Origin of the sequence: Ruminococcus sp. AM26-12LB (assembly GCF_003480785.1) — a bacterium.
Classification (GTDB): domain Bacteria; phylum Bacillota; class Clostridia; order Lachnospirales; family Lachnospiraceae; genus Blautia_A; species Blautia_A fusiformis.
The window spans coordinates 3,158-18,171 of record NZ_QUJX01000029.1 but is presented as its reverse complement, the minus strand read 5'-3'; the positions used below and the strand labels follow the sequence as shown (position 1 = coordinate 18,171).

The window sequence follows — 15,014 nt, the reverse complement described above, 5'->3', positions numbered from 1 at the left end:
GCAAAATTTTTTACACTTCTATTACTTCTTTATCGCACATCAGCAAAGTCCCAGGGAATCAAGCAGCTGATGGCAGGAGGCGGTGTCGTTCTGATCGGCACCCAGCTGGTACCGTTACTGTCCGGATTGTTCAGCTGAGAGAAGCAGGAGGGAGATGACTCATGGATCGGATATTTGAAGCGATTGAAGAATGGATGAGGAATCTTCTGACAGGCATGGTAAGTTCCAACCTGACAACAATGTATACCGATGTCAATGAAAAGACCGGTCAGATTGCTGCTCAGGTTGGGCAGACACCGCAGGGCTGGAATGGCAGCATTTACAGCATGATACAGAATCTTTCCGAGTCGGTCATTGTACCGATTGCCGGTATGATTATCACATTTGTACTTTGTTATGAGCTGATCTCCATGTTGACGGAAAAGAACAACATGCACGACATCGACACCTGGATGTTCTTTAAATACTTTTTCAAGATGTGGGTGGCAGTCTGGATCGTCAGCCATACCTTTACGATCACGATGGCGGTATTTGATGTCGGGCAGTCCGTAGTCAGCCGGGCAGCTGGGGTTATCAGTTCTGATACAGCGATCAATATAGATACGATGATCTCCACGATGGAGACGGCGATGGAATCTATGGAGATCGGTGAACTTGTCATACTGGCACTGGAAACGATGCTTGTAAGCCTGTGTATGAAGATTATCTCAGTCTTTATTACAGTGATTTTGTATGGACGTATGATTGAGATTTATCTCTATTCGTCCGTTGGAGCGATCCCGTTCGCAACCATGTCCAACCGGGAATGGGGGCAGATCGGGAACAACTATCTTCGTGGATTGTTTGCACTGGCATTCCAGGGATTTTTTATGATGGTCTGCGTGGGAATCTATGCGGTCCTGGTCGCAAACATCCAGATGTCAGATAACATACATTCTGCATTGTTCGGCGTGATGGCATACACGGTGATCCTGTGTTTCAGTCTGATGAAAACAGGAAACTTCGCCCGCAGTATCTTTAACGCCCATTAAGAAAGGAGGAACTGGCAATGGCATTTGTATCTGTGCCTAAAGACTTAACCAAGGTCAAGAATAAGATCATTTTCAATCTGACGAAACGGCAGCTGATCTGCTTTGGGATTGCGGCGGCGGTAGGGCTTCCGTTTTATTTCTTAAGCAGGGGAATTATTGGTTCCAGTAACGCAGCGACCGGGATGTGCCTTCTGATGCTTCCGGCATTTTTGTTTGCCATGTATGAGAAGGATGGACTCCCGTTAGAAAAGGTCTTAAAAAATATGATCACCGTAAAATTTATCCGTCCTCCGGTACGCAAGTACCAGATGGAAAATATGTACGAGAAAAAGTATACCGTGGTCAAAAAGAAGAAAGGGGGAACGAAGGGTGTTAAAAAGAAAAAACGATAGACAGCCGCCACAGAGCTTAGACGAATTATATCCGGATGATTACTGGCTGGATGAGGAGGATGGAGAAGAAGAACTTCCAGACCCCGCAATGAAAAGAAAACCAGTAAGCGGCAGACTGCATGATGAGCCTATGGTGACAGGGTATGAAGCACTGGAACGGCAAAGAGGTGTCCGCAGACCGAATCGGAAACTGACACGCAGGGAAAAGAAAGCCCTCAAAAGGGCACAGAAATATGAAGAAAAACTGCATAAGGAACATGAAAAAGCGGATAAGAAAAATGCAAAAAGGGAAGCAAAGCTGGCAGCCAGAGCAGAAAAGCAGGCAGTGCGTGACGCAAAGAAAAACGCAAAAAAGAAAAAGAGCAGATCTGTCGCAGCACCGTCGGGGCAGCGTCCGGCAGGAAAAGTGGTTTCCGGAACGAAAGGCAGTGGGACAGGAAAGAAAACACCGGATAGTGCCAGAGATAAGAGGATCACTGCACAGCAGTCGATTCCATACCATGAGATGGGAAGGGACGGTATCTGCCGGGTGCAGGACAAGTTTTATTCCAAGACGATCCGTTTTTATGACATCAACTATCAGCTGGCACAGAATGAAGATAAGAACGCCATCTTTGAAAACTGGTGTGATTTCCTGAATTACTTTGACAGCACAATTCATTTTCAGCTGTCTTTTATCAACCAGCACAGCAACATGGCAGAGTATGAGAAGGTCATCCATATCAATCCGCAGGAGGATGAATTTGATGACCTACGTATGGAGTTTGCCCAGATGCTCAATAACCAGCTGGCAAAAGGAAATAACGGGCTGATGCGTACCAAATATATCACATTTGGGATTGAAGCGGAGAATATCCGGGAAGCACGGCCAAAACTGGAACGTATCGAGTCGGATATTCTGAATAACTTTAAGATCCTTGGGGTATCTGCCTATCCGCTGAACGGAGAGGAACGGTTACAGATCATGTATGAAACCTTTAACCAGGACAGCAAAGTTCCGTTCCATTTCTCTTATGACGATGTACTTCGGACAGGGCTTAGTACCAAGGATTATGTCGCACCGACCAGTTTTGTATTTAAGAATGGAAAAGATTTTGAGATGGGCGGCACGATGGGAACTGTTTCCTATTTACAGATCCTTGCACCGGAACTTACCGACAAGATGCTGGCAGAGTTTTTGGAGATGGACAGCAACCTGATGGTGAATTTCCATATCCAGTCCATCGACCAGATGAAGGCAATCAAGCTGGTAAAAAGCAAGGTGACGGATATTAACCGTATGAAGATCGAGGAACAGAAAAAAGCAGTCCGGGCAGGCTATGACATGGACATTATCCCTTCGGACTTAAATACATACGGTGGGGAAGCAAAAAGGCTTCTGGAAGATCTACAGTCCAGAAATGAGCGAATGTTCCTTGTAACAGCATTGTTCTTAAATACTGCACCGACCAAACAGGAACTGGAAAATGTGGTGTTCCAGACTGCCGGTATCGCACAGAAATATAACTGTGCATTGAAACGGCTGGATTACCAGCAGGAGCCGGGACTGATGAGCTGCCTGCCGCTTGCGGTGAATTTTGTACCGATCAAACGGGCACTGACAACGACATCCACGGCAATTTTTGTCCCGTTTACCACACAGGAATTATTTATGGCTGGGGAATCTATTTATTATGGATTAAATGCCCTGTCCAATAACCTTATCATGGCAGACAGGAAGAAACTGAAGAACCCGAACGGACTGATTCTTGGTACACCGGGTTCCGGTAAGTCGTTTGCGGCAAAACGAGAGATTGCAAATGCATTTATCGTGACGAAAGATGACATTATCGTCTGTGACCCGGAGGGGGAGTATTATCCGTTAGTCCGGGCATTTCATGGACAGGTGATCCGTATTTCCCCGACCAGCCACGATTATATCAATCCGATGGATATTAACCTGGATTACGCTGACGATGATGACCCGCTTTCCTTAAAATCGGACTTCATCCTGTCTCTTTGTGAGCTGGTAGTAGGCGGAAAGAACGGACTGGAGCCGGTTGAAAAGACCGTCATTGACCGATGCGTAAGGCTGGTCTATCAGGATTTCCTTTCTGACCCGGTACCGGAAAAAATGCCGATTTTAGAGGATTTATATAATCTTCTCCGTAATCAGAAAGAGCAGGAAGCACAGCGTCTGGCAACGGCACTGGAGATTTACGTCAATGGTTCCTTAAAAGTGTTTAACCATAGAACCAACGTGGAACTGAGTAACCGTATCGTATGTTTTGACATTAAGGATCTGGGAAAACAGCTGAAAAAACTGGGTATGCTGATCGTGCAGGACCAGGTGTGGAACAGGGTAACGGTCAACCGTTCTGCGAATAAGAGTACCAGATATTACATTGATGAGTTCCATCTGCTCTTAAAAGAGGAGCAGACGGCAGCATACAGTGTGGAGATCTGGAAGCGTTTCCGTAAATGGGGTGGTATCCCTACGGGTATCACACAGAACGTAAAAGACCTGTTAGCCAGCCGGGAGATTGAGAACATCTTTGAAAACTCGGACTTTATCCTGATGCTCAACCAGGCATCTGGTGACAGACAGATCCTTGCAAAACAGCTCAACATTTCCCCTCACCAGCTTTCTTATGTAACGAACAGCGGGGAAGGTGAGGGACTGGTCTTTTATGGCAGCACCATTATCCCGTTCAAGGATAAGTTTGATAATTCCCTGATGCTGTATGCCCTGATGACTTCTAAGCCGGATGAGGTGGAAAAGCGTAAGAAACTTGGTATCGGAGAACGGGACGATTAAAGAAATAAACGAAACAAAATAAAACAGAGTAGAGGATGAGCCGGAGGAATACTTCCGGCAATTTTTCTGCCTGGAAATCATGGAGGATTACAAGATGGAAGATTACAGAAACATGGAGAGATGCAGCGGCGAACCTTGCTGCATATTTGCAGAAAGAATCTGTGCAGACAATGAAAAGGAGATTTTGAGAATGGAAAAGGACACAAAGGAAAAAGTGACGGCTGATGAAATGATGGATGACCTTATCTATCTGGCGGAACTGATTGATTTCATGGGAATTACATCTTGTCTGGCTGTAAGGGGAACTTTAAGTGAGCGAATGACAGACAAGCTGACGGATTCCATTGCAGGGATGGCAGATGAAGTGTTGGAGAAATGGGAGGACTATCAGGATAAGACAGAATAACCGGGACAAAGCAGTAAAGGGGATGGTCAAAGTTGCAGGAGCATGAGTATAAGGCGAGAGATAAAACCGTCCAGAAGATGAGCCGGGATGGACTGCGGGAAGAAAACCTCCGGAACAAGGAAGAAAAAAGGATCACCGGGCGGGATACGGATACCGAGATTTCCCGCAGTGAGAAGAAAGAGGAACTGGATTTTAGTAAACGCAGACATGAACGGCTGAAAGAAGAACGGGAGATGGAACAGCCGGAGCAGAGTTCCAGAAAACCAAGATATAGTAGAGATTATGTATCCGACCAGGATATAAAACCAGATATGGATGAAGATGTAGATACAGATGTAGATGTTTCTGTTGAAAATGGAGAAAATCCCAAATCTGCATTTCGCACAGAGAGTATCCGTGGACAGCCAAGAGGAGAACGGGCGTATCTGGAGACAGTTGCGGACAGCCGGGACCTTCGGAAGAAAAAGATGGTCAGGGATTATGCTGCAAAGGAAAGAAGGAAGGAAAAGGAGGCTTCCAGAGAGGAAAAAGCAGCCAAAAGAGAATCTGCCCGTTACCGGGCAACTTCCGAAGTGATGGAAGATTCCCTGGACGAGTTCCAGGAGGAGATTAAAGGCAAGTCCAAAAGGGAACGGGTGCTGAAAGAGCAGCGGAAAAAAGTTTCCCGCCTGTCTTTCGGGGATGAAGGTGACGGTATGGTACATGGTGCTGGCATTGGTATCCGGAATCCGGCATCCGCAGTCAAAGATGCGGCAGTCACTGCAGCCCATTGGAAAACTCACGAAGAAGAGGACGAGAATGCGGCAGTAGAAGGGGCACATCGGGCAGAGCTTGCCGGGGAAAGCCTTGCAAGGAAATCCATTTACATGAGGCAACGCTTAAAAGGAAGGAGGGAAGAATCCCGGAGATTAAAAGAAAGTGTACTGGATGAAGCAGAAAAGAGCAGGCTGATGTTTGAAACTGTCTATGAAAATAAAGCAAAAAATGCAGTGAAAAAAGAAGCCGAGCAGAAAAAGAAATCTGCTCTGCAGAAACTCTTTCAGAAGAAGCGTTACCAGAAGCAGTATCAGGCAGCCAGACAGAGTAAAAAAGTAAAGGATGCGGCGATCACTTCCGCACAGAAGTTTACGGAAAAAGCGAAAGATGCAGTCAAGATGGTGGCAGCACAGAACCGTGGGATTTTTGCTACGGTAGCCATTTTTGCCCTGATCTTTTTGCTGATCGCAGCCAGTTTTACCAGCTGTACGGCATCACTGCAGGGAGCGTCCTCTGCTATCATCTCGACCAGTTATTCCAGTACGGATGAGGATATTTATGCTGCTGAAAATGCGTACCGGGCTTTGGAAGAAGCACTGAACACACAGGTCAACCAGATGGAATCCACCCATCCGGATTATGATGAATACCGGTATCAGATTGATGAGATTGGTCATAACCCATATCAGTTGATCTCTTATCTTACGGTAAAATACGGCGGCTTCACTTACGATGAAGTGGCAGATGAGATTAAGGAGATCTTCCGACAGCAGTATGGAATCACCACAGACTCTACCAGAGAAACAGTTACAGAAACCAAGACTGTCCGGGTAGGGGAGTCCTTGGGACTGGTTGTGACAAGTGGGTACTGTAACTGCCCAATCTGCTGTGGCCAGTGGAGTGGCGGACCGACAGCCAGTGGGGCAATGCCGACAGCAAACCATACGATTGCCGTGGATGCGGCGAATCCATTTGTGCCGATCGGGACCCATGTCGTCATGAACGGTGTGGAATATGTAGTAGAAGATACCGGAGCGTTCGCAAGATATGGGGTACAGTTCGATGTTTACTATGACAATCATGCGGCGGCATCCGCACATGGACACCAGACATGGGAAGCCTACATAGCAGACAGCAATGGAAACCAGGAAGTGCAGGTCACGACTACAAAAGAGGTGAACCGTCTGGATGTGACGATGACAAACCACAGCCTGGATGCCGTGTTAAGGAGCCGTATGACAGAGGAAGAACAGGAACGCTACGATGCGTATAACAAATATTACGGCAACCGTGATTATCTGTTTGATCTAAACAGCATACCCACCGGAAGCAGTGGATTTGGTTATGACATACCGGCAGATGCTTTATCTGATCCACAGTTTGCAAAAATGATACAGGAAGCAGAAAAATATCTGGGTGTTCCATATGTATGGGGCGGTTATTCCCCAAGTGGTTTTGACTGTTCCGGTTTTGTGAGCTGGGTTATCAATAACTGTGGAAATGGATGGAATGTCGGAAGATGTACTGCAGATGAGCTGCGGTCACACTGTTCGCAGGTATCTCCATCGGAGGCAAAACCGGGAGATCTGATCTTCTTCCAGGGAACCTATGACACACCGGGAGCAAGCCATGTGGGAATCTATGTCGGCAATAACATGATGATCCACTGTGGCAAGCCTGTCCAGTATACCAGCATTGCAAGTGCTTACTGGCAGGAACATTTTATGGCGTTTGGTCGTCTGCATTAAAGGAGGTGACAGGGCAGATGAACATGAAATTAAAAAAACTTCTGAATGATATTCAGAAAACGGAGGATAAGATTGCTGAATTACAGGAACACCTGAAGCGGCAGAATACATTGAGACAGCAGATGGAAGATATAGAGATCGTTAAGTCGTTCCGTTCCATGAAGCTGGACAGCCGCAGCCTGCTTGTCCTGCTTGACGGGATTCAGAAAGGAACCGTTACGATCCAGATGGATGAGGACGGTGGTATCACGGTGGAGGATGCAAAAGCTCCGCAGAAAAAGGAAAACAACACAGAAGTTCACAGACCACCTGTTGGTCAGATGACAGAAAGAGAGGTTTTAGACGATGAGGAATAAAGTGGTAAAGAAACTGCTTATGATTGCCATGGCAGTCACCATGATCTCCGGGACATCCATTGCTACGGTTTATGCAAATGCAAACCCACCGGCAGAGGAGACAACGACACAGGTAGTAGAAGAAACGGCAACAGAATCAACAGAAGATACGGAGAAGAAAGAGGATACCGGAAGGGTCACCGGGGAAGGAGATAATTCTGCTTTTTCTACTCCGGGAAATGCCCAGCTGGTGGATGATAAGGAAAATGATGATACGAAACAGTTCCTTACCATCCAGACCAAGAAGGGAAATACATTTTACATGGTCATTGACCGTTCCAGCAATACAGAAAATGTATATATGATGTCCCTGGTCGATGAGAATGACCTGGCAGAATTTCTGGATGAGACAGAAAAGAGCAAAGAAACCGAAGAATCAACCGTAGTGATCCCGGAAACCACACCGGAAACTACCCCGGTAGCAGAGGAGGAAACCGAAGTGAAGAAAGAAGAAAAGACAGGAATGAATGTAAAAGGACTTGGAGCAATCGTACTTGCAGCGATTCTTGGAGTGGCAGGTATCGCCGTTTATAAAAAGCATGGACGTGGCAAAGAGGATGACTATGTAAGCGAACAGCTGGAGTTCTCTGACGGACCGTATGTAAATGAAGAAGAGGATGAGGAAGAAGAATAAACTTCCATCTCCAAAGAAGCAACCAAAATAAGGACAGGGGCAGCCAGAGCAGTTTGGCTGCCCTTTTTTCAGAAAGGACAAAAAAAGCGTATGTCAAAATTTTTAGTGATCGCAGAGAAACCAAGTGTGGCACAGAGTTATGCCAAAAATCTGTCAGCTTATAAAAAAGAGGACGGATATTTAGAAGGGGAGAGCTGTATTGTCAGCTGGTGCCTTGGGCATCTGGCAGAGTATGCACAGCCGGAGGAATATGACCCGAAATATGAGAAATGGCAGTTTGATGACCTTCCGATTCTCCCGCAGGTCTGGAAGTTGAAAGTTTCCAGAGATAAAAAGAAACAGTTTGATGTGTTAAAAAGCCTGATGAACCGGGCAGATGTGGACTATCTGGTAAATGGCTGTGATGCAGGAAGGGAAGGGGAACTGATCTTCCAGAGAGTGTATGACCTTGCCGGATGCAGGAAACCGGTGAAGCGTTTATGGATCAGTTCCATGGAAGATACGGCAATCCGGATAGGTTTTCAGACAATGAAAGGAGCAGAGGAATACCGGAATATCTGCATGGCTGCGGTATGCAGGGCACAGGCAGACTGGCTGATCGGAATGAACGGAACTAGGGCATATACGACCTGTTATTTTAAACGTCTGGTTGTGGGCAGGGTGCAGACGCCAACGCTTGCCATGCTTGCGGAACGTCAGGATAAGATTGAGCATTTTCAGAAAGAAGCCTTTTATAAAGTAGCACTGACAGACGGAAGGCTTACGGTAGTTTCTGAAAATATTGCAAATGAGGAAGCAGCCGATCTCCTTGCTTCCTTATGTATGGATTCGGAAGCAGTGATTACACAGATAAAGAGGGAACAAAAGAAAGCGTTTCCTCCCAAACTTTATGATCTGACCAGTCTGCAAAGGGAAGCAAACCGTTACTTTGGCTATACGGCAAAGAAAACACTGGATATGCTGCAGGAATTATATGAAGAAAAGCTGGTCACTTATCCAAGAACGGACAGCCAGTTCGTGACGGAGGATATGGGGGATACCGTAGAGGAACTGGTAGGGAAAATGCCAGTCTTACTTCCGTTCTTGGATTATGGACAGCTGGGACATAACATCACCAGAGTGATTAACAATGCAAAAGTATCCGACCATCATGCGATTCTTCCAACAAAAGAAGCCGTAGAAAAAGGAATCTCTGATCTGACAGCGGACAAAAAGAACCTGATGATGCTGGTCTGCCAGCAGCTGGTGCAGGCAACAGGGGAAGAGTATCAGTATGAGCAGACGGATATTATGGTCAAATGTCAGGGACATGATTTTACCGCCAGAGGAAAAGTGCCGGTGCAGATGGGATTTAAAGCGGCGGGGAATGCCTTTAAGAACCAGTGCGTGAAAGCCAAGCCGGAAGAAGAAACGGAAAAAGAAACTTCCATCCCATATGGATATGAAGAAGGAATGACGCTTTCTCCGGTAAAGGCAGAAAAGACAGTGCATTTTACTTCCCCGCCAAAACCATTCAATGAAGATACCCTCCTTGCCGCTATGGAAACCGCAGGGAATAAAGACTTTGATTCGGAGACAGAGAAGAAAGGACTGGGGACTCCGGCAACCAGGGCAGGTATCATTGAAAAACTGGTTTCTTCCGGCTATGCAGTCAGAAAAGGAAAGCAGATCTTGCCAAGCACAGAGGGCAGGGAACTGGTGAATGTCATGCCGGCTTATCTGAAATCTGCCGCAATGACTGCCGAATGGGAAAATCAGCTTTTAATGATGGAAAAAGGGCAGATCACCGATACACAGTTTATGGGTGAGATCACTTCTTTAGTCGGTAAGATTCTTTCTGTGTGCAGGGAAATACCGGAAACGGAAAGGAGAAGGTTCCAGAAAGCAAGGGAAGTGATCGGTAAGTGTCCGGTCTGCGGCTCTGATGTCTACGAAGGAAAGCAGAATTTTTACTGCTCCAACAGGCAGTGTGATTTTGCCCTTTGGAAAGAAAACCGTTTCTTAGGAAGCATGGAGAAAACACTGGATAAAAAGATGGCAGTGGAGCTTCTTGATAAAGCCTGCACCCATGTAAAAGGGCTGTATTCCAGAAAAAAAGATATAAAGTTTGACGCAGATCTTTTACTGACACTGGAGGACGGAAAGCCAAGGTTCCATCTGGAATTTCCAAAGAAGAAAAAGAAATAAGACAAGGAGGTAGGCAGTATGTCGAAATTACAGGACATCCGGGAACTGGCACAGGAACATGCGACATTGGTGAGCAGTTCGCCAAGGGACTGGATGGGTTATATGGATACCGCAGCGAGACTATACCGGTATCCTTTTACAGACCAGTTACTGATCCACGCACAGCATCCACAGGCAACCGCCTGTGCGTCCCTGGAACTGTGGAATGAGAAGATGTTCCGCTGGGTAAACCGGGGAGCTAGGGGAATCGCCCTGCTTGACGAGAATGGTCATAATACCAGACTCCGGTATGTGTTTGATATTTCAGATACGCACATGGTGGCAGGCGGAAGAAGCCCTTACCTGTGGCAGATGCAGGAACATCAGCAGGAAGAGATCCTTAACCATTTAGCAGAAGCGTATGGTCTGGAAGAAAAAGATACAGGGACTTTATCGGATGCGTTGATGGCGGTTGCAAGGGAAATGGTCGCAGACAGTCTGGAAGAATATCTGGACGGCTTGGAATATGCAGCGGAAGGAACGTATCTGGAAGATCTGGATGAAGTTACGATCCGCAGTGATTTCCGCCAGCTTGCAACGGACAGTGTATATTACATGCTTTCCAGACGATGCGGGCTTGAACCGATGGAACTTCTGGAAGAAGAGGACTTCATGCATATCACAGATTATAACCGGCTGTCTGTACTGACCTTTCTTGGAAATGCAGCAAGCCAGATCAGTGAGAGTGTTCTGATTGACATTGGAAGGACGGTACATAAAATTTCTCTGGAAGAAGCCAGAAAAGAGGTTGAAATTTCCAATGAAAGGAATTATAATAACTTTAACACGTTAATGCGTGAAAATAAAAATAAGGGCGTAGAAAACAACAAAGAAGAAAATATCGAGAATGAAGGAGGAACCGACTATGGAACTGACATATCATCGCAAGGGGGATTACCTGTTTCCGAACCTGACCGTAGAGGAGGAAGAAGTGACAATAGGGAAATACGGGATGCTTCGGAGGACATTCCTGAAGGAACACAAGAACAGCCTGTATCAGAGCCTGTTCCTGACAGGAAAGCTGAACAGCCATCTGGCAGAGATCGAGAAGGCAGCACAGGAGAGGATGGACAGCCAGATGGAGAAACTGCTGAAGAACCATCCGGCACCGGACAAGGAAGCAGACCCGATGGCCTGGACAGCACATATGAACGCACTGATGGCAACAGCGGAAGAGAGCATCTTGACGGAATTGGTATACAGCTAGTTGAAGATACAAGAGAAGATGGACTGAGCAAAGCAGAGGAAGAAATTGCCTCTGCTTTATCTTTGCCCGAATATCCTACAGCAAATGAACAGAAAAGGCAGATTGGTGAAAGAGTAGCTGCTTTATATGCCGGGGAGATTCCTATTCCGGAAAGTGTTGTGGATGATATTTTACGGACGGGAGGAAACCGGACAGGAAGCCAGCTGCGTATCATCTATAACTTTATGAGTGAACAGTCACCGGGAGAATACACGGAGTTTGTAAAGCGTGAGTATGGAAAAGGCGGCAAAGGTTTTCAGATGGATGGAAGGGAGTATTCCGTCTGGTTTGATGAAACTGGGATGCAGATCGCAGTCGGGCATACGGTGGCAGACCAGATTCTGGATAAAGCCTTTTTATCCTGGAAAGATGTCAGCAGACGTATCCATCAGCTTTTAGACCAGGGTGAATATGCACCGCAGTCTGTATTGGATGCAGCAAGAAACAATGCAGTAAAAGAACATGCACAGGCTCTTGCCTATATGAAAGGGGATATGGCAGAAGGGGTAGCCGAGATTGTTTTTGATGAGGAGGATTTACCACATCTTCACAGTATCTATCCGGAGATCACGGATTATCTGGAAGAAAAGCTGGAAGATCCACAGTGGCTTTCGGAACTGAATGAAAGACTGGATGCACTGGCAGAAGCCTATGAAGAAAATCATTCCATTATGCGTTTCCATCATTATGATCCTATAAATATCTCAAAGCAGTTTCAGAAGTTTGCGGATGAGGTCATCCCTTATCAGGCAAGAGACGGGTTTGCATGGAAAGACCATCCGATGTTCATTACGCAGGATGAGATTGATGCTTATCTTGCAGGAGGTGGAGCGTATTCGCAGGGCAGGCTTAGGACGTATTCCTTTTATCTGCTGCATGAAGATGAAAGATCGAGGACAGGTTTTATCAAGGAACAGTATGGGATCGGTGGAAGCAGTCATGCACTGTCTGGTGCGGATGATTCACACGCAAATTATGATGGAAAAGGATTGTTTCTTGCAAGAGGTGCTTATGGAAATCCATATACGTCAGTTTTATTATCTTGGAATAAAGTTGCAAATAGAGTAGCTTATCTGATAAAGAATGACCAGTTCCTGCAGGCAGAAGATTATGCTCGTATGCCGGAATATGAACAGGAACAGATGGCGAACAAGGTACTCCGCTTTTATGACCGTCTTCCGGAAGAGATAGACAGACCATTTACGGATGATTTCTTCTGGGAAAAACCAGGAAAAGAAATGGTGGCAGTATTAGAGAATCCAGAGCAGACAGAAGAACTGTTACAGAAGATGGATGCAGCATTGGCAGCTCTTCCATTGGATTTTGAAGCGTATGGGACAAACTATCAGCAGAAAACAGAACTTCTTTCAGAACTCCACCAGTATGCAGAAGGAACCTATACGATATTCCCGACACCGGAAGCAGAACCGTCTTTTGCGGAACCATCCGGGCACCAGATGACCATGTTTGATTTCTTGGATACGAAGGCAGTGACAGAACCGACCGTAGTAGATATGTCAGATGTGGAGGAAATAGAAGAGGAAGAGGTTACTGCCAAAGAAGATATTCCGGAAAATCAGGAACAGGAAATAACAGAAACTTCTGAGGGACAGGAACAAAAGGAATCAGAAGAAGAGATAACGGTTAAAACAGCAGAAGAACTGGCGGAGTCCTGGGATGAAGGTGTTTTTGAGTATCAGGGGTATCATTTTGAAGCAGTAGGGGTATTGCCGGAAGGAATAGAAGGAAAAGATCTGGTTGCACAGACCCGTTCCAATACAGAACTGCATTTATCGACCTACCATACAGAAGATTTCCCAAAGTATTCTTATGATGATTTTTATGCAGTCAGCAATGCACCAACTGCCGATGTGTTCCGGTGTCTGGAAACCGGACGCAATTATATTCCGGGAGAAAATGAACTGTTTGGATATGAGGGAGAATTTCAACCATATTTAAAACCGGAAGTAGAAGAGATTGTAACAGAACCGCATAACTTTCGGATTCAGGATAATGACCTTGGAGCAGGTGGTCCGAAAGCAAAGTATAAAGCAAATATGGAAGCCATCCATTTATTGCAGACTCTGGAGCAGGAAGAACGTCTGGCAACACCCGAAGAACAGGAAATTTTATCCCGTTATGTTGGCTGGGGTGGCATCCCGCAGGCATTTGAAGAGAAAAACAGTAGTTGGACAAATGAGTATCTGGAGTTAAAGAATACCTTATCACCGGAAGAATACAGTGCAGCAAGAGCATCGACCTTAAATGCTTTTTATACATCACCGACTGTGATCCGAAGCATGTATGAAGCACTGGAAAATATGGGACTGAAACAGGGAAATATTCTGGAACCGTCCTGTGGTGTTGGTAACTTTATGGGACTGATCCCGGAGAGTATGAACAAGGCAAAGATGTACGGTGTGGAACTCGACCCGGTTTCGGGCAAGATCGCAAAACAGCTTTACCAGAAAAATAAGATTGCCGTGCAGGGATTTGAGGAAACCAGTTATCCAGACAGCTTTTTCGACTGTGTGATAGGCAATGTTCCGTTTGGATCGTATCAGGTCAGTGACCGCAGATATGACCGGCATCATTTTATGATCCACGATTATTTTATTGCAAAATCCCTTGATCTGATCCGTCCCGGCGGTGTAGTGGCTGTGGTAACTTCCAGTGGAACGATGGATAAGCAGAATCCGGCAGTGAGACAGTATATCGCAAACCGGGCAGAACTGCTTGGAGCCATCCGATTACCGAATAATGCGTTCCAGAGAAATGCCAATACCAGCGTTGTTTCTGATATTCTGTTTTTCCAGAAAAGGGACAGGGCATCCATTGAGGAACCGGAATGGTTAAATTTAAAGGAAACACCGGAAGGCTATTCAGTCAATGCTTATTTTGCAGAGCATCCGGAAATGGTGCTTGGTGAGTTTACTACAGAAAGTACCCAGTATGGAAAGCAGGAAGTGACCGTAAAACCAAAAGAAGGAATTACCTTAGAAGAACAATTAAAAGAAGCCGTCCAGAATATCCATGGTACGATCACGGAACTGGAACTTTCGGATACAGAGTTGGAGGAGGATGTTGTCTCTATCCCGGCAGACCCAGATGTAAAGAATTTCAGTTATACCGTAGTGAATGATGAAGTCTATTACCGGGAAAATTCTGTGATGAATCGGATGAAACTTCCGGCAATGACAGCGGAACGTGTCAAAGGGATGGTGAAGATCCGTGATGTTACGAATGAACTGATCCAGTGCCAGATGGAAGAGGGAAGCGATGAACAGATCACAAAGCTGCAGGGAAAACTCAATGAAGAATACGATACCTTTACAGCAAAATATGGTCTTCTCAGCAGCAATGCCAATAAGCGGGCATTTAGT

At 45.9% G+C, this 15,014-nt stretch carries 9 protein-coding genes and 3 pseudogenes; all 12 read left to right on the top strand.

All coding sequences use genetic code 11. The features are described 5' to 3' along the window. A partial coding sequence (locus tag DW694_RS16120) for a Maff2 family mobile element protein (RefSeq protein ID WP_118753322.1) occupies positions 1-138 on the top strand: 138 nt, incomplete at its 5' end. Positions 139-161: 23 nt separating this feature from the next. Next, on the top strand, positions 162-1,031 hold the full coding sequence (locus DW694_RS16115) for a VirB6/TrbL-like conjugal transfer protein, CD1112 family (protein ID WP_004612759.1): 870 nt from the start codon (positions 162-164) through the stop codon (positions 1,029-1,031). Positions 1,032-1,048: 17 nt separating this feature from the next. After that, the gene (locus tag DW694_RS16110) at positions 1,049-1,423 is read left to right on the top strand and encodes a PrgI family protein (RefSeq protein WP_117547081.1); all 375 of its coding nucleotides are present in this window, start codon (positions 1,049-1,051) and stop codon (positions 1,421-1,423) included. Next, positions 1,401-4,220: a VirB4-like conjugal transfer ATPase, CD1110 family gene (locus DW694_RS16105; protein WP_118408424.1), complete on the top strand. Its 2,820-nt coding sequence runs from the start codon at positions 1,401-1,403 to the stop codon at positions 4,218-4,220. Before DW694_RS16110 ends, DW694_RS16105 begins: the two co-directional genes overlap by 23 nt. Positions 4,221-4,314: 94 nt before the next feature. Beyond that, positions 4,315-4,626: a hypothetical protein gene (locus DW694_RS16100; protein ID WP_118753323.1), complete on the top strand. Its 312-nt coding sequence runs from the start codon at positions 4,315-4,317 to the stop codon at positions 4,624-4,626. A 77-nt stretch (positions 4,627-4,703) separates the two neighbouring features. Continuing rightward, positions 4,704-6,194 (top strand): annotated as a pseudogene (locus tag DW694_RS17580) (CD1108 family mobile element protein); the annotation flags it as partial. A 531-nt stretch (positions 6,195-6,725) separates the two neighbouring features. Beyond that, positions 6,726-7,130, top strand: a pseudogene (locus DW694_RS17575) (C40 family peptidase); the annotation flags it as partial. Positions 7,131-7,147: 17 nt separating this feature from the next. Then, a complete protein-coding gene (locus DW694_RS16090) occupies positions 7,148-7,486 on the top strand; it encodes a DUF4315 family protein (RefSeq protein WP_117944175.1) in 339 nt (112 codons plus the stop codon). Continuing rightward, positions 7,476-8,159 carry a CD1107 family mobile element protein gene (locus DW694_RS16085; RefSeq protein ID WP_015540963.1) on the top strand — a complete coding sequence of 228 codons (684 nt, stop codon included), beginning with the start codon at positions 7,476-7,478 and terminating at the stop codon, positions 8,157-8,159. The genes DW694_RS16090 and DW694_RS16085 overlap by 11 nt, the downstream gene beginning before the upstream one ends. A 90-nt stretch (positions 8,160-8,249) precedes the next feature. After that, on the top strand, positions 8,250-10,346 hold the full coding sequence (locus DW694_RS16080; RefSeq protein WP_117944173.1) for a DNA topoisomerase 3: 2,097 nt from the start codon (positions 8,250-8,252) through the stop codon (positions 10,344-10,346). 886 nt (positions 10,347-11,232) lie between these two features. Beyond that, positions 11,233-11,592, top strand: a complete 360-nt coding sequence (locus DW694_RS17355) for a TnpV protein (protein WP_319017076.1) — start codon at positions 11,233-11,235, stop codon at positions 11,590-11,592. A gap of 2,033 nt (positions 11,593-13,625) precedes the next feature. Next, a pseudogene (locus DW694_RS17350) lies at positions 13,626-15,014 on the top strand (N-6 DNA methylase); the annotation flags it as partial.